The organism is Pelagerythrobacter sp. Soil_C_18 (genome assembly GCF_057657235.1).
Window position 1 is genome coordinate 1 of record NZ_JBDGIU010000005.1, and the last position, 16058, is coordinate 16058.

At 67.3% G+C, this 16058-nt stretch carries 16 protein-coding genes; 3 read left to right on the top strand and 13 right to left on the bottom strand.

Annotation, left to right across the window (positions count from 1 at the left end; translation table 11 throughout):
- Positions 1-417 precede the first annotated feature (417 nt).
- Complete coding sequence (locus AC3A5N_RS11515; RefSeq protein WP_487737471.1) at positions 418-933, bottom strand: septal ring lytic transglycosylase RlpA family protein; 516 nt, start codon at positions 931-933, stop codon at positions 418-420.
- Between the two features lie 897 nt (positions 934-1830).
- Positions 1831-3054: an argininosuccinate synthase gene (locus tag AC3A5N_RS11520; protein ID WP_487737472.1), complete on the bottom strand. Its 1224-nt coding sequence runs from the start codon at positions 3052-3054 to the stop codon at positions 1831-1833.
- A 175-nt stretch (positions 3055-3229) separates the two neighbouring features.
- Here AC3A5N_RS11520 and AC3A5N_RS11525 point away from each other — a divergent pair, with 175 nt between their 5' ends.
- Positions 3230-4150 (top strand): hypothetical protein, encoded by a 921-nt coding sequence (locus AC3A5N_RS11525; protein WP_487737473.1) that lies wholly within the window; start codon positions 3230-3232, stop codon positions 4148-4150.
- Here AC3A5N_RS11525 and AC3A5N_RS11530 read toward each other — a convergent pair.
- From AC3A5N_RS11530 to AC3A5N_RS11555, 6 genes are all read right to left on the bottom strand, one after another.
- Complete coding sequence (locus tag AC3A5N_RS11530; RefSeq protein ID WP_487737474.1) at positions 4147-5406, bottom strand: class I SAM-dependent methyltransferase; 1260 nt, start codon at positions 5404-5406, stop codon at positions 4147-4149. The two genes, AC3A5N_RS11525 and AC3A5N_RS11530, sit on opposite strands and share 4 nt — an antisense overlap.
- 35 nt (positions 5407-5441) lie before the next feature.
- A complete protein-coding gene (locus AC3A5N_RS11535; RefSeq protein WP_487737475.1) occupies positions 5442-6761 on the bottom strand; it encodes a class I SAM-dependent methyltransferase in 1320 nt (439 codons plus the stop codon).
- 97 nt (positions 6762-6858) lie between these two features.
- A complete protein-coding gene (locus AC3A5N_RS11540; protein WP_487737476.1) occupies positions 6859-7638 on the bottom strand; it encodes an SDR family oxidoreductase in 780 nt (259 codons plus the stop codon).
- Between the two features lie 109 nt (positions 7639-7747).
- Complete coding sequence (locus AC3A5N_RS11545) at positions 7748-8173, bottom strand: glycine zipper 2TM domain-containing protein (protein ID WP_487737694.1); 426 nt, start codon at positions 8171-8173, stop codon at positions 7748-7750.
- Positions 8174-8343: 170 nt separating this feature from the next.
- Positions 8344-8712: a glycine zipper 2TM domain-containing protein gene (locus AC3A5N_RS11550; RefSeq protein WP_487737477.1), complete on the bottom strand. Its 369-nt coding sequence runs from the start codon at positions 8710-8712 to the stop codon at positions 8344-8346.
- 141 nt (positions 8713-8853) lie between these two features.
- The gene (locus tag AC3A5N_RS11555) at positions 8854-9450 is read right to left on the bottom strand and encodes an FMN-dependent NADH-azoreductase (protein WP_487737478.1); all 597 of its coding nucleotides are present in this window, start codon (positions 9448-9450) and stop codon (positions 8854-8856) included.
- 42 nt (positions 9451-9492) lie between these two features.
- On the opposite strand from AC3A5N_RS11555, the gene AC3A5N_RS11560 reads away from it, so the two are divergent.
- Positions 9493-9921, top strand: a complete 429-nt coding sequence (locus tag AC3A5N_RS11560) for a winged helix-turn-helix transcriptional regulator (protein WP_487737479.1) — start codon at positions 9493-9495, stop codon at positions 9919-9921.
- A gap of 30 nt (positions 9922-9951) precedes the next feature.
- Here AC3A5N_RS11560 and rlmN read toward each other — a convergent pair whose 3' ends face one another.
- Positions 9952-11184: a dual-specificity RNA methyltransferase RlmN gene (gene rlmN / locus AC3A5N_RS11565; protein WP_487737480.1), complete on the bottom strand. Its 1233-nt coding sequence runs from the start codon at positions 11182-11184 to the stop codon at positions 9952-9954.
- A 272-nt stretch (positions 11185-11456) separates the two neighbouring features.
- Between rlmN and AC3A5N_RS11570 the strand changes: the two genes are divergently transcribed.
- Positions 11457-12128 carry an outer membrane protein gene (locus tag AC3A5N_RS11570; RefSeq protein WP_487737481.1) on the top strand — a complete coding sequence of 224 codons (672 nt, stop codon included), beginning with the start codon at positions 11457-11459 and terminating at the stop codon, positions 12126-12128.
- A gap of 60 nt (positions 12129-12188) precedes the next feature.
- Here the strand turns inward: AC3A5N_RS11570 and AC3A5N_RS11575 are convergent, their stop codons facing one another.
- From AC3A5N_RS11575 to AC3A5N_RS11590, 4 genes are all read right to left on the bottom strand, one after another.
- Complete coding sequence (locus AC3A5N_RS11575; protein WP_487737482.1) at positions 12189-12905, bottom strand: 2OG-Fe(II) oxygenase; 717 nt, start codon at positions 12903-12905, stop codon at positions 12189-12191.
- Positions 12902-13408: an invasion associated locus B family protein gene (locus tag AC3A5N_RS11580; protein WP_487737483.1), complete on the bottom strand. Its 507-nt coding sequence runs from the start codon at positions 13406-13408 to the stop codon at positions 12902-12904. Before AC3A5N_RS11580 ends, AC3A5N_RS11575 begins: the two co-directional genes overlap by 4 nt.
- Positions 13409-13494: 86 nt before the next feature.
- Entirely contained in the window at positions 13495-14001 is a 507-nt protein-coding gene (gene greB, locus AC3A5N_RS11585) for a transcription elongation factor GreB (protein ID WP_487737484.1), read from the bottom strand.
- A gap of 69 nt (positions 14002-14070) precedes the next feature.
- The gene (locus AC3A5N_RS11590; RefSeq protein ID WP_487737485.1) at positions 14071-16044 is read right to left on the bottom strand and encodes a lytic transglycosylase domain-containing protein; all 1974 of its coding nucleotides are present in this window, start codon (positions 16042-16044) and stop codon (positions 14071-14073) included.
- Positions 16045-16058: the final 14 nt, after the last annotated feature.

Below are 16058 nucleotides of genomic sequence, written 5' to 3' on the forward strand. Positions count from 1 at the left end.
CGCGGTGCTCTGGGCAGGGCTCAAGTCGATCGGCGACGCACGCCGCCTGCTGCTCCATTGCGAGGGGCGCGCGGGAGCCCTGAACCGTGTCGCAGGTGTCAACAGCATGCCGTCGGCGGCGGCGGAGGCGGAAGAGGTGCGGCTCGTCCCGCGCCGGGGTGCGCCCGCCGCTGCCGTCGCAGGCCGCGCACGGCTTGCCGATTGGGGCGGGACCCGGTGGGGCAGGGGGGGATTGCAGCCGGGAGAGGCGGCGCGCGGCCTTCCCTCTCCCCCTCCCCCGGGCTCGCGCGCCGTCTCGCGTCCGTCAGGACAGCACGTCGACCGGAACGCCGGTACGTCGCGCGGCAGGGGCCTCGCCTCAGGCGGGGTCCCTGCTTGCAGCGGCGGCGATGGAGAGGGCGGCAGGCGCCGGGGCGATTATTCTTCGAACAGCTCGAGCTCGACCCGGCCGTGCCCGGCGCGAACCAGGCCGATCTCCTCCGCCGCGGCGCGGGAGAGGTCGATCGCGCGCTTGCCGGAGAACGGGCCGCGGTCGTTGATCCGCACCACGACCGACTTGCCGGTGCGCGGATTGGTCACGCGGACCTTGCTGCCGAAGGGCAGGGTGCGGTGCGCGGCGGTCAGGCCGTGCATGTCGAACCGTTCGCCGCTCGCCGTCGGCCGGCCGTGGAACCGGCGGCCGTAGTACGACGCGACGCCGCTGCCGAGCGCGCGCATCGCCGGTTCCTCCGGCGCGGCCGGCGGATCGAGCGCGATCGTCTCGACCGCGCTCACCGTCGGCGCGATGCGGATCATCGCCGCGGTCGGCACGGCGTACTGCGCGGTGAGGGGGGTGGTGTCCTTGCCGGTGCTGGCGCCGGTATCGGCGAGCGCCGGACCGCCGGCAGGGGCGGTCAGCATCAACGCCGCGCCAAGCCCGGCCAGTGCTCGCATCCGCTTGCGGCGGAGGTGGGCTTTGGTCCCGTCCATAGCGGTGGGGCTATACCCGCTGCGATCCGGTCCCGGCACCACCCCGCGGGCCGCTCGCCCCGAAAGTCATTCGATTCGTCCCGCTTCGGGGAACGCGGGGCCACCTTTTGGACCACGCGGCACGGTGCGGTCGCCCCGCCGCACTCGCCTCGCCGGACCCCTCCGGAGCCGATTCGGAGGCCTGTTTTCGATCGCGGAGCGGAAGGAGAAGGAGGAAAAGGGAGGGAAAATCAGGCCCGCAAATGCAAATGGGGCCGGCATCGCTGCCGACCCCACTCTCACCGATGCGTGGTCTTCCGTCCTGGCAGAGCCATTTGCGGAAGCGCTTGGCGCCGGTGTTTCAGCGGCTGTCCGGCGAACCGGACCTCTCGCTTCTGTCACCGGCGCTCGCGCCGGCATCCGGTTCCGTCGGGCGGCGAGTGCGGGTCCGAAGACCTTTCCTCAACCGCTCGGCAGTTCCGCGACTGGTCGAACCATGTTGGCCGGCAGTCTCGAACGGTTCTGCGCAGGCTCGCACCTTCGCAGCTCCTCGACCTCCGACCGGATCGTCCGGCCTCGCGACGGCGTTGCTTTCGCGTCCTTCTCAAGCGGTGCACTTGCATCCGGCCGAAACCTTCTGCAGGTGTCCCTCGAAGACCGCGCGGACAGTTTCCGTCACGTCGAATGGTCTGGAAAGTTTCACGTTTTCAGGTCGCTAGACCGTCAAACTCGAAGCTTTCCGCGCCCTTTCGATGTCTTGAGACTGCGCCTGGAAAACGAGTCGGGCAAGTTTGCAAGCCCGCAGTTATCCACTTTCCGCAGATTTCGCTGTGGACACGAGTGGATAAGTCAACCGCTTGTCGCAAAGTCAGCCGGGCAAAGTCAGCCGGCAGCCTTGTCCCGCTGCGCCAGCAGCCGCAGCCGCAGCGCGTTGAGCCGGATGAAACCCTGTGCATCCTTCTGGTCGTAGGCCCCGGCATCGTCCTCGAACGTAACGTGCGCCTCGGAGTAGAGCGAGTTGGGCGACTTGCGCCCGACCACGCTCGCCAGCCCCTTGTAGAGCTTCAGCCGCACGGTGCCGCTGACCTTCTCCTGGCTCAGATCGATCGCCGCCTGCAGCATCTCGCGCTCGGGGCTGAACCAGAAGCCGTTGTAGATGAGCTCGGCATACTTCGGCATCAGCTCGTCCTTGAGATGCGCTGCGCCGCGGTCGAGCGTGATCTGCTCGATGCCGCGGTGGGCCCGGGCGTAGATCTCGCCGCCGGGGGTCTCGTACATCCCGCGGCTCTTCATCCCGACGAAGCGGTTCTCGACCAGATCGAGCCGGCCGATGCCGTGCTTGCGGCCGAGATCGTTGAGCGCGGCGAGCAGCGTCGCCGGGCTCATCGCCTCGCCATTCAGCGCGACGCCGTCGCCCTTCTCGAAGTCGATCGTGATGTACTCGGGCGTATCGGGCGCCTGCTCCGGATGATCGGTGCGCGAGTAGACGTAGTCGGGCGTCTCCTCCCACGGATCTTCAAGTACCTTGCCTTCGGACGAGGTGTGGAGGAGGTTCGCGTCGGTCGAGAACGGGCTCTCGCCGCGCTTGTCCTTCGGCACCGCGATCTGGTGCGCTTCGGCCCAGGCGATCAGCGCGGTGCGCGAGTTGAGGTCCCACTCGCGCCACGGGGCGATGACCTTGATGTCGGGATCGAGCGCGTAGGCCGAGAGCTCGAAGCGGACCTGGTCGTTGCCCTTGCCGGTCGCGCCGTGGGCGATCGCATCGGCGTTGGTTTCGCGGGCGATCTCGATCAGCCGCTTGGAGATCAGCGGCCGCGCGATCGAGGTGCCGAGCAGGTAGTCTCCCTCGTAACGGGCATTGGCCCGCATCATTGGGAACACGAAGTCGCGCACGAATTCCTCGCGCACGTCCTCAATGAAGATGTGCTTGTCGGGAATGCCCATCGCCCGGGCCTTCGCGCGCGCCGGCTCGATCTCCTCGCCCTGGCCGAGATCGGCGGTGAAGGTAACGACCTCCAGCCCGCGCTCGACCTCCAGCCACTTGGCGATGACGCTGGTATCGAGACCGCCCGAATAGGCGAGAACGACACGCTTGATATCCGACATTCGATGCACTCCGTAATTCCGGCGGGCCGGTATCAGTCAGGGCCCGGCGCGGCAACGAGGAAGCAGTTGTGCCGTCCCAACCGCGGATTGTTCCGGGACGCTGCGAAACTGCCCCTTTTCTCGGCCCGCAAAGTGCGCTTCACTGCCGTGGGGACACAAAGGGGGGACATTTTCCATGCGGATTCATCTGCTGGCCATCGCCGCGCTCGCGTCTGCAGCGCCGGCGGGAGCCGAAGTGCTCGAGATCACTTGGGGCCGCGCGGCGCCCGCGGGCGAGGTGGCTGTGCTGCACGGCCTTGCGGTCGCCGAATTCGGCGGCACCGACGGCGCGCCGCTAGCCGCCGAGATCGAACGGCGGCTCGCCGAGGCGCACGACGCGAGCGGGCAGTCCTATTACGAACTCTTCGCGCTCGATGCCAGCGGCGCCGCTGGCAATGTCGAAGCCGTCGTCGATGGTAATGCCGGCGCGAACATCGAGGAGCGCCGCTCCCAGCAGCGGCGGCGCTACTGCAAGGAGTCGGACAAGCCGAGGACCGATTGCGACAACAAGGACAAGGAAGAACGCCAAGTCACCTGCCGCACGCGAGCCGTTTCGCTGGTCAGCGATCTGCGCATCGCGCGTGAGGCTGATGGGCGGGTGATCTACCGCCGTTCCGTGCCGAGGCGCGAGGAAGCCACCTGGTGCCCGGGCGATGCTGCTCCAGGGAGCAGCGAGGAGGCCGTTCGCCGCCTGATCGGTTCCGCCGCGGCCGAGTACATGAATGACCTGGAACCTCGCTGGCAGCGCGGTGATATTCGCGTGCTCGAAAGCCGCAAGGGGCTGAGCGGCGAACAGGGTGAGCGCCTCAAGGCCGCACTTCGCACCACCAAGTCGAGCGGCGAGGAGGCCTGTCGCATTTTCGACGAACTGGCGGCGGAAGCGCCGACGCAGCGCTCGCTCATGTTCAACACGGCGCTCTGTGCCGAAATGCGCGGCGATTACGATGCGGCGCTGGTGGGCTTCCGCAGGATGGGCAACGACGCGCAAGGCGCCGGAGCCGCGGAGCGCGTACGCGCCACCATCGACGCGATCGCCGTAGAGGAGGAGCGGGGCTAGCCTTCGGCCCGCAGGGCGCTCTCGGCTACGCCCATGTAGTCGCGCGTGAGAGGCACGGCGTAGCGGTTGCGGGTGAACTGAATCTGGTAGTTGCACATGCCGCCGCTCTCGAACGCGGCGGTCGCGCCCGCGAGATAGAAGGTCCACATCCGGTAGAACCGCGGGTCGAACATCGCCTCGATCTCGGCGCGGTTCGCTTCGCAGTTGGCGTACCAGGCGCGCAGGGTCCTGGCGTAGTGCAGGCGGAGCATCTCGATGTCGGCGGCGATCAGCCGGACTTTCTCGCTCGCCACGACCGTTTCGCTGAGCGCCGGGATGTAGCCGCCGGGGAAGATGTACTTGCGGGTGAAGGCGTCGGTCATGCCGGGGCCGCCCATCCGGCCGATGGTGTGGAGCAGCATGACCCCGTCGCCCGCCAGCAGCCCGGCGCAGGCGCGGAAGAACGTCTCGAACTGCGGTCGCCCGACGTGTTCGAACATGCCGACGGAGACGATCCGGTCGAACCGGTCGCCGCGTGCCGCGAGGTCGCGATAGTCAATCAGCTCGAACTCGACCCGGTTGGCCACGCCTACTTCCTCGGCGCGCTGGCGGGCGAGGGAGATCTGCTCCTCGCTCAGGGTGATCCCCTTGACCCGCAGGTCGAAATGGCGCGCGAGGTAGATCGCCATGCCGCCCCAGCCGCAGCCGATGTCGAGCACGCTCTGGCCGTCCTCGAGCAGGAGCTTGGCGGCGATGTGGGCGAGCTTGGCTTCCTGCGCTTCGGCCAGAGTCATGTCCTCGCGGGGCCAGTAGGCGCAGCTATATTGCATGTGCTCGGCGCCGAGCATCATCTGGTAGAGCTTGTTCCCGATGTCGTAGTGGTGCGCGACGTTGCGTTTCGCCGAGCGGGCCTGGTTGATCGACTCCGCGGTGAACCCGAGGCGGTTCCTCAGGCGGCGTATGGGACTCGGCGGCTGAAGGCGCGCACCCGCTTCCCAGGGGGCGTTCATGCGGATCAGCTCGATGAGCTGCATCACGTCGCCCGTCTCGATCACGAGCCGCCCGTCCATGAACGTCTCGGCCGCGCCCAGGCTGGGATCGAGCAGGATGTCGCGCGCGACCCGGTCGTCCGACAGGCGAACCGCGACGTTGGGATATCCCTGGGCGGGCTCGCCGAATTCGGCGCGCCGGCCGTCGGCGTGTACGACGGTCAGCCGGCCGGAGCCGATCGTGCGTCCCATGACCTTGTCGAAGAGCGAAGCTGCATTCATCGTCATGACCAATACCGTTGGACCGGATTACAAAGTGCGCGCTACTCCGCCGCCTCCCGCAGGGCCGGATCGAAGCGCCAGTTCGGCACCTCGCCCCGCTCGCGCAGACGTGCGCTTTCCTCATACATGTAGTCCCGCGTCATCGGGATAGCCGCGCGGTCCTTCACGTACTGGATCTGCCAATTGACCAGGGTGCCGTTGCGGAAGCTCTGCTCGGCGCCGGCAAGGTAGAACAGCCACATGCGGTAGAACTGCTCGTCGTACATCGCGGTGATTTCCTCGCGGTGCATCACGGTGCGGTTGTACCATTCCTCGAGCGTGTGGCTGTAGTGGAAGCGCATCGCCTCCACGTCCATCACCTGCCAGCCGGCCTTCTCGCTCTCGATCACGAGTTCGGAAAGGGCGGGGATGTAGCCGCCGGGGAAGATATATTTGCGCGTCCAGGCGTCGGTGTAGCCGGGCGGGCCTGCGCGGCCGCAGCAGTGGCTGAACATGACCCCGTCGGGCTTGAGCAACTCGTGCGTATGGCGGAAGAACTGCGGGTAGTGGATCGTGCCGACATGCTCGAGCAGGCCGACGCTGGTGATGCGGTCGAACTGGCCCTCGACGTCGCGGTAGTCCATCAGCGCGAACTTGACCTTGTCGGCAACGCCTTCGGCCTCGGCACGCTCCTGGCAGAAGGCGATCTGGTCGGGCGCGAGCGCCACGCCGAGCACTTCCACCCCGTACATCTTGTGCAGATAGAGCGCGAGACCGCCCCAGCCGCAGCCGATGTCGAGCACGCGCATGCCCTCGCACTTGCCCTGCTGCAGGTGGAGCTTGGCGGCGATGTGCGCCTTCTTGTCCATCTGCGCCTTCTCGAGGCTGTTCGAAGGGTCGCGGTAGTACGCCATGGTGTACTGCCGGTCCTCGTCGAGGAAGCGCTCGTAGAGTTCGCGCGTGAGGTTGTAGGTGTGCTCGGCGTTCCTGCGCGCCTTGCCCTTGCGGTTGATCCCGTCGAGCGTCGCCAGCGCCTTCTGCGCGGCGCGGCGGAGGGTGCCCTGCGACTGGATCGCCTTATCGCCGGCCGACTTGGTGTTCTCCGTAACGAACAGGACCATGTCGCGGATGTCGTGCGGCGGCTCGACCACCAGCCAGCCCCACATGAAGGCCTCGCCTGCGCCGAGCTGCGGGTAGCGGGCGATGTGCGCCGCGGCTTTTGGGTGGGTCAGGGTGATGCGGATAGCGCCCTTCGCATCGATGGCCGGGCCGGGGCCGTACTCGTAGATCTTGCCGTCGTGGTCGGTGACGATCAGCCTGCCGCGCTTGATCGCCGATTTCAGGAACTTGTCGAGCAGCCACATGCCTAGAGCATCTCCCATTGCGTCTGGATCGAGCTTCGCCCGAGCGCTTGCATGGTGTCAACCAATCCCATCGAGACAGCGGGAGGCGACCTCGGCCGACCAGACGCTTCTTCGCCTAGGGCCGCACGCCTTCGCGGGCGAGGTAGATCACGTCGCGCGGCTGGGCGAGGAGATGCTGGCCGCTGTCGACGTAGAGCGTTTCGCCGCTGGCGAGCCAGCCTTCGGCAAGCCAGAGGCAGGCATCGGCGATCTCGTCCGCGCCGGTCTTGCGCCGCAGCAGATTGAGCCGATGCGAGACTTCGGTCTCGGCCTCGCTCTGGTCGTGGCTTGCGAGGATTGCGCCAGGGGCGACGGCGTAGACGCGGTCCGCGGGCTGCGCCGCTCCCATGGCGAGCATCCGCACGGCGCCTGCCGCCGCGTGCTTGCTCATCGTGTAGCTGAAGAAGTCGGGGTTGGGATTGGCGAGCTTCTGGTCGGTGACCTGGATCACCCGCCGCCCGCCCCGCGCCGCGGCCTGGGCGAGGAAGGTCTGCGCCATGCGCGCGGGCGTCACCGCGTTGACCTGCAAGGCGGCGTCGCAGGTCGCAGGGTCGAGCGCGCGCACGTCGTCGAGCCGGAAGGTCGAGGCGGAGTTCACCAGCACGCGCCAGTCCGGCAGCCGCGCCGCGAGCTGCTCGACCATCGCCACCGCTGCATCGCCGTCGGCCAGATCGCACTGGATCGTTTCGGCGGAGGGAAGGATGGCGGCGAGCGCCTCCGCCTCGCCGGCCGAGCGGCCGTAATGGATCACGACGTGCCAGCCCGCTTCGCCGAAGCGGCGTGCGATCGCCGCACCGATGCGTCTGGCGCCCCCGGTGACGAGGATTGCGGGGCGGTCTTGCGTGCCTTCGTTCATTGCGGCCACTCAAGCACAGGCCCGCCGCTGCGCAAAGGAAAAGGCGCGCCGTCCGGTGGACGACGCGCCTTCCTGCTGGGCCCTGCTCGCGTTCAGGCCCGGCTGGATATCAGCGGCACTTGAGGCTGCCGCGGTCGATCTCGCGACCGACCACTGCACCGAGCGCGCCGCCCAGGATCGCACCGAGGGTGCGGTCGCCGTCACCGGCGATCTCGTGGCCGGCAAGCGCACCGACGCCGGCACCGATCACCAGACCGGTCGTGCCGTTGTCGCGCTTGCAGTAGTAGCGGCCGTCCCGCCCGCGCCACATGTTCGAGCCGCGCGTGATGCGGCGCGGCTCGCGATAGCGGCCGTCGCGGTCATAGCGTCCCCGTCTGTCGCGATCGCGCCAGCGGCGGTCGCGGTCGTAGGACGCCGAAACGTCGGCATGGGCGGCGACCGTCGCGTGCGTCGGCGCCGCAAGCTCGACCGCCATGGACGGGGCGGCGGTCGCCGAAAGGGCCGCTGCGGCAGCGGCGAAAAGCGTCTTCTTCATCATTGTTCTATCTCCTTTCGGATGCGGGATTGGGCGTGCGACGGCGGTCTTGTTCGTCGACCCACAACACCGGATGAACAAATGTCATCTTCTGCAATGTTGCGGCGAAACGTGCGGTGGGAGGGGACGAGCCGCCGTTCAGGCGCGCCCGTCCCGATCCCGATTTGCGCCTAGCGGCACTTCAGGCTGCCGCGGTCGATCTCGCGACCGATGATCGCGCCGACGGCGCCGCCGAGAACGGCGCCGAGCGTGCGATCGCCGCGGCCGGCGATCTCGTGGCCGGCGAGCGCACCGACGCCCGCGCCGATCACCAGACCGGTCGTGCCGTTGTCGCGGCGGCAGTAGTAACGGCCGTCGTCACCCCGCCACATGTACGAATTGCGGGTGATGCGGCGCGGCTCGTAGTAGCGTTCATCGTAGCCCCGCGAGTCCTTGTAGCGCTTGCCGTGCGCCGGAGCCCACGGCGGCGGATCGGCCATCGCGGGGGTGGCGGTCACCGCCATGGAGGCGGCAGCGATAGCGAACAGCGTCTTCTTCATCTTTCGACTCCCTAACTGGGCTTGCAGAGCCATTACGGCTCAACTTGTTCATCGATCCCCAACCCCAGATGAACGAGTTTGCGCCCGAGGGAGCCGTCCGACAGAACGGTGCAAGTCTGCGGCGGGCCGTTGCCGCGAGCCTCAGAGCTGCGCGATCCGCTCCCGGGCGTCGGCGATCGCCTGGTCGCGAACTTCGGGTCCGAAGCCCGTCTTTTCCGCGCGGATGAACTCCAGGTCGGGGAGGCCGATGAAGGCGAAGAAGTCGCGCAGCAGCGTTTCCTGATGCTCGGCTGCGCCGCCCATCTCGTACGCACCGCCGCGCGAGGATGCGACGATCACACGCCGCCCGCCGGCCAGCCCCTGCGGCGCGCCGTCCTTGTACGTGAATGTCACGCCGGGAACGCCGAGCCGGTCGAGCCACGCCTTGAGCTGGCTGGGAATGGTGAAGTTGTACATGGGCGCACCGACGATCACGATGTCGGACGCGAGAAACTCCTCGAGCACCGCGCGCTCTGCAGGGAAGGCGGCAGCCATCGCCTCGTCATGGCTGTCCTGCGGCAGGCGGATCGCGCCGGTCGCGGCCGAATCGATATGCGGCAGCGGATCGCTGACCAGGTCGCGCTCGATCAACGTGGCCTCCGGGTGTTTCGTTGTCAGATGATCGGTGATCGCTTGCGTGAGAACGCGGCTGACCGAGTTCGTCCCGGTGGTGGCACTGTCGATACGGAGAATCTGCATGGGCTTTGCTTTCCTTGGTTACGGATGATAACTAGGGGCCATATGGAAACTGTCACCACATCCGCGCAAGAAGGCACATTGCTGTCCGATAGGCACATCGATGTGACCGAGGCCGAACATTCGCCGATCCGCTGCCAGGCGGTGAACGACATTCTCGCGCGCGTCGGCGACAAGTGGTCGATGCAGGTGGTCATGAGCCTGTCGGCCGGCCCGATGCGCTTTAACCAGTTGCGGCGCGCGATCGACGGCATCTCGCAGCGGATGCTGACGCGCACGCTCCGCGCGCTCGAGCGCGACGGACTGGTGGACCGCGAGGTGACGCCCAGCGTGCCGCCCCGCGTCGACTACTCGCTCACCGCACTGGGCCGTTCGCTGCGCGAACCGGTGGCCACGCTCGGGGTCTGGGCGATGGAGAACCGGTCGCATATCGATTCGGCGCGGGCGCGGTTCGACGCGCTCGAGGGCGACTAGTCCGGAGCGCGAAAAACCGGCGTTAGCCGCTCACGCCAGTGCGGCAGCCTCGCGGTCGCGTTCTGCACGACTTTTCTTCTGCGCCGCGGTTCGGAGCTGGCCGCAGGCCGCGTCGATGTCCCGCCCGCGCGGGGTGCGGACCGGCGCGCTGATGCCGTGTTCGAACACGATCTCAGAGAAACGCCTAACCCGCTCGGGCGTCGAGCACTCGTAAGGCGCACCGGGCCAGGGGTTGAACGGGATCAGGTTGACCTTCGCCGGCAGTTTGTACTGCTTGAGCAGCCGGACGAGCTCGCGCGCATGCTCGTCGGTGTCGTTCTTGTCCTTGAGCATCACGTATTCGAACGTGATCCGCCGCGCGTTCGACGCGCCGGGATAGGCGGCGCAGGCCGCGAGCAGTTCCTCGATGCCGTACTTCTTGTTGAGCGGCACGATCTCGTCGCGGATCTCCTTGGTCACCGCGTGGAGCGAGACGGCGAGGTTGACCCCGATCTCCTCGCCGCAGCGCGCCATCATCGGCACGACGCCGCTGGTCGAGAGGGTGATCCGCCGCTTCGACAGCGCGAGCCCGTCGCCGTCCATCACGAGGCGAAGCGCATCGCGCACGTGGTCGAAGTTGTAGAGCGGCTCGCCCATGCCCATCATCACGATGTTCGTCAGCAGCCGGCCGTCCGCGGTGTATTCGGCCTCGTCCGCATCCTCGCCAACGTCCATCCGGCCGCGCGGCCACTCGCCCAGCGCGTCGCGTGCGAGCATGACCTGGCCGACGATCTCGCCCGGCGTCAGATTGCGCACGAGCTTCATCGTGCCGGTATGGCAGAAACGACAGTTGAGCGTGCAGCCGACCTGGCTCGAGACACACAGCGTGCCGCGATCCGCGTCGGGTATGAAGACCATCTCGAACTCGTGACCGTCGGCGGTCCGCAGCAGCCACTTGCGGGTGCCGTCGCTGGAGTGCTGTGCCTCGACCACCTCGGGCCGCCCGACGACGAAGCGCTCCGCGAGCCAGGGACGCATGGTCTTCGCGATGTCGGTCATCGCTTCGAAATCCGTCGCGCCGCGGTGATAGATCCAGTGATACACCTGCTTCGCGCGCAGCTTGGCCTGCTTGGGATCGAGCCCGGCGCCGGCGAACAGTTCCGCGATCTGCGTTCTGGGCACGCCGATCAGATCGGCGCGGCCGTCGGCGCGCGGCGTGATGTCACGCGCGACGGGTACCGGATCGACGGGTCCGGGAATGGGCATGAGTGCGGTATCGGCCATGGAGGGGCGCATATAGGGAGGCGCGCGTCTCAAGGCAAAGCCTGTCGCTGGTTAGGGGGGCACGGCCTGCCAAAAATGGCGGCACTCCGAGGGTGGCGGGGGCCTTTCGGCGCTTTATCGACGAAATTCCTCGGCTCGTCGCTGAATATGTGGCTGAGAAACCACACAAATGTTGTTGTGACAGGTTCATGAAACCGGTTCGTGGTGGCCGCCGTTGAGGTGGTCCAGGCGGGCGGCTGAAAAGCCAAGCGCCGGACAACCACGGAGTAGTTATGAAAAAGACGATAGCACTCATCGCCACCGGGTCCCTCGTGGCCCTAGCCACACCCGCGATGGCGCAATCGACAGAGGATTCGCCGTTCCATGGCCCGCGTGCCGGTGTGCTGGTCGGATATGACCAGACCGGTGCCGGGAGCAGCGTGGACGACGACGCCAACGAGGACAACAACGACCAGTCGATCGAAGGCGTCGGCTATGGTGTGGAAGTCGGCTACGACCTCGACACCGGCGGCGCAGTGGTCGGCATCGAGGGCGAGTACATGGACTCGACCGCCGATACCGAATTCGAAGACGGTGACTTCGAAGGCTTCGGCCTCGGCAGCCTCAAGGCGAACCGCGACCTCTATGTCGGCCTGCGTGCCGGCGTGAAGGCCACGCCCAACACGCTGGTCTATGCCAAGGGCGGCTATACGAACGCCAAGTTCGACGTTCTTTCGAACGACGGCACGACCGAGTTCTCGAACGATATCGACACCGACGGCTACCGCATCGGCGGGGGCGTGGAATACGCCATGAGCAACGGCGTGTATCTGAAGGGCGAGTATCGTTACTCGAACTATTCGGAAGCCGAGATCGACATGGAAGACACGCTGCCCGACAGCGAACGCTTCGACGTCGACCTCGACCGTCACCAGGTCATGGCGTCGGTCGGCTACCGCTTCTGAGCCTCGGTACAGCGCCAATGAAGAAGGGAAGGGCGGGGCTTCGGCTCCGCCCTTTTCATATCAGCCGCGGCGGATCCACCCGGTGACCGAATAGCGCGGCGCAGGCGCGAACGGCGCGACGATGGACACGCTGTGCGACTGGGGAACCCGAAAGAGGTTGAGGACATTGAAGCCCGGAACCATGGCTCCGGTTACCTCGCCCGTGGCATCGTGGAACTGCAACAGTCCTCCCCATTCAGGCTGCCATTCGGGGCTCAGGTTGAGAACGTAGGCGGCGACCCTGTTCTTGCCTTCGACATCGTCGTCGTGACGCGTCAGGAAATGCCCCGGCAGATAGCGCGTGGCCTGACCGTCGACCAACGCGACGTCGGGGTCGCCCGTCAGTTCTCGCCACATCTCGATCGCGGGGGCGCTGTTCATTGCCTCGAGCAAGCGATCGACGGGAAATCCGCGCTCCGAGCGTTCCGATGATTGCTCCGAGACGCGCACGGTCTCGTAGACGTACTGAAAGCCCTTCCGGGCACCTTGATGGATCGCCTGTTCGAGTTGCGCCGCCTGCTCGGGCGTGAGCACCTCGATCGATTCCGGGCCGAGATCCCAGGTTCGTTCGCCCTGATTGAAGGTCCTCCACCAAGGGGCGGCCTGCAGGAAAGCGTGCAGCGCCTCCGCCGCCTCGCGCGGGAGGAAGTCCGGTATTCGGATGCGGCCATCCCGCGTGAAGGCCTGCGCCGCGTCAGCGATCTGGTCGGGCGAGGAGGCGGGATGAAAATCGGTCATGAGGTCACTCGCGCACAGCCGACGGTGGCGGCGTCGATCGCGGTGGCGGCGCCGGTCAGGTCGTATCGATCGGAAAAGCGCCGACCGCGCGAATCGCGTGCGTTGACGGTCATCCGCCCGGCCGCGCGCATCGCGGCCACGATCGCCGCGTCCATCGCCTTGTCGCGGGCCCAGGCGTCGCCGCCGCCGCCGGTCAGCTCGAAACGCCTGTCGCCAACCGTGAGCGTGATCGCCGCGTCCTCCGCGAGCTTGCGCGAGAGGCGCAAATGGACTTGTCCGCGCACGTTCCTGCGCGGCCAGGTGCCGACGCTGGCGAAGGCGCGGTAGTCGCCCTCCCGGTCGCTCTCGAAGGGCTGGGCGATGGCATAGCAGCGCGGCACGCCCGGGTCGCGGAAGGCGCCCCAGTTCGAGAATACGCCAAGGCTGTCGCGCGCGGAGAGCGGTGCGGCGAGGGCGAGGGCGACAATGCCTGCGAAGTAGAATGGCCGCCCGTGCGAACGCACGGGTCCAGTTAACGCGCGAAGAAGGCGCGGCAAGAGTGTCACGAGGAATTCCGCCCATGCGGGGTATCGCGCTCCACGCGTTCCATTTACGCCCCCGCCCTGGCGACCGCGGCTGGGTAGGTGATCGAGACGACCTCCCATTCCTTCTCTCCGCCGGGCAGGCGCACCGTGCGCAGATCGCCCACTGCTGCCCCGCGAAGGGCGCGCGCGAGAGGACTGGACCAACCGATGCGGCCCGAACTCGCGTCCTGCTCGTCATCGCCGACGAAGGTGACGATCTTCCGCGCATCGTCCTCATCCGCGAGCGTCACCGTCGCGCCGAAGAAGGCGCGGCTGCGGTCTGGCTGATCCGCCGGATCGACTACCCGCGCGGCTTTCATGCGCCGGGCGAGGTGCGCCAGTTCACGGTCGATCTCGCGCATACGCTTGCGCCCGTAGAGATAGTCGCCGTTCTCGCTCCGGTCGCCGTTGCCGGCTGCCCAGCTCACGATCTCGACGATCTCCGGCCGTTCGGTGCCGAGCAGGTGATCGTACCGCGCCTTGAGCGCGGCGAGGCCTGCCGGCGTGATCGGGTTGGTCGGGGCGCTGCTCACCGGACGCCCTTAACAAGATTCCTCGCCCCGGCAAAAGCCGGGATCACGGAAGTGAGGCTTGGCGCGTTTTCAGCCGGGCGTGGACTTGCCGAGGAACTGGCTGATCCCCTTGGGCTGCCCGTAGCGGATCCGGTCGGGGTACATCGTCTCGTAGACGACCGCGTTCTCGAGCACGCGCTGAACGTAGTTCTTGGTCTCGAAGTACGGGATCTCCTCGATCCAGCGCAACCAGTCGACTGCTCCGGTGCGCGGATCGCCGTTCTGGCGCAGCCACTTGTTCACATTGCCGGGCCCCGCATTGTAGGCCGCGACGGCGAGCGGATAGCTGCCGCCGTAGTTGTCCATCATGCGTGCGAAGTAGGCGTTGCCCAGCCGCACGTTGTAGTGCGGATCGCTCGTGAGATTGCCGTAGTTGTAGCTCATGCCGAGCTTGCCGGCCTGCTCGCGCGCGGTCCCCGGCATCAGCTGCATCAGCCCGCGGGCACCGGCGTGGCTGACGCGGTCCTGGTCGAACTCGCTTTCCTGTCGCGCGATGGCGTGGACGATGGTGAAGTCGGTGCCTGTCGGCTGGGACACCGTGGGGAACCCGACCCTCTCGAACCCGGTGATATTCTTCTCCGGCGCAGCGCGGCCGATCACCACGGCGAGTTCGGGCAGGCGCAGTTCCTGCGCGAGTTCCGCCACGAGGTGCATCTCGGCGGCATCGTCCGCGGATTCGGCCAGCGCGGTGAAGAAATAGCGCTCGGTGCGCCAGTCGCTCGACCCCCGCGCGAGCTCGCGCACCGCGAGTGCCAAGGGATTCGAACGGAACGCAGCGCGCTGCTCGGCCGTCGGTTGCGGCGGTGTGGCTGCACCGAAAGTCGGCTTGGGGCGCCCGAGGCGTTCCAGTGCGAGCAGGCCATAGTAATACTCGGGGTATTGCGCGGCCATTTCCCAATAACGCCGCGCTTCCCCGGCATTCCCGGCGCGGTCCGACGCGAGCCCCGCCCAGTAGAAGCCCTTGGAGCGCGTCTGCGGCGTTCGTGCGGCCGCGCCATAGCGGTAGAACAATGGTGCGGCGGTGTTGCCCTCGCCGAGGCTCCACAGAGCCTTGGTGCCGCCGAGCCACATGAGCGAGGTGTAGTCGTCGCGTAGGCGGTAGCTCATGCCGGAGATGTCGGCGCCCGGCGCGAAGAGATCGTCGACCTTGGATGCGATCTGCACCGCCGGCCGCGCGCCCGCGCCCTTCGCGATGCGCAGCGCCTCGGTCACGTAGTCCTCCGCATCGAACGGCAGCGCGGCAAAGGCCGGACGGTTGGCGAGCAGATCGATCGCCTGCGGAAGCTGGCCGCTGGAGCGGTAGTAGCGTGCGAGCGTGTAGACGTAGCCCGGATCCGTCCGAGCGTTGCTTGGGATCGGCAGCCCGGCCGTGGCCGGGTTCTGACTCTGGAGAAGCGACAGCCGGGCCATCGCCATCGGGCGGTAGCCGGTCGAAATATTGTTCATGTGGCGCGCCGCCGCGTCGGCCTTGCCCTGCCACAGCAGCGCCGCCATGCGCGCGTCATGATCCTCGACGGTAAAGCGCGACCCGAACAGACCTAACATATAGGCCTCGGCCGGCGTGCTGATGTCCCCGCCGCGCCAGGCCGCGCGTGCGACTTCGAATGCCTCGGGCCGCTGCAGCCCCGCCAGGGCGAGGGCGTAACGCGCGCGCGCCGGATTGCTGAGCGGCGGGTTGCGATCGAAATAGGCGACGAGCTGCTCGGGCGTCGGCGCGTCGCGTTCCAGCGCGCCTTCCGCCCTGCCGCGGATCACGTCCATCCGCGGGAATTCGGGGAAGGCGAGGGCGAAGCCGGCGTAAGCCGCGAATCCCATGTGGTCGTTGGAAGTCAGGAACTTCCATCGTTCGACCGCCTGCCCGATCTGCGAGGGCACGGTTGCCGCCAGCGAATGGCGCGCGCTCTCCACCGCATCTTGCTGGGCAACCAGCGGGACCGATGCAGTGAGGACAGTGGTGGCGAGGAGGGCGAGACCGTACAAGGGAATTCGTGTCATGCTGGACATCGTGGCCCCCGGCT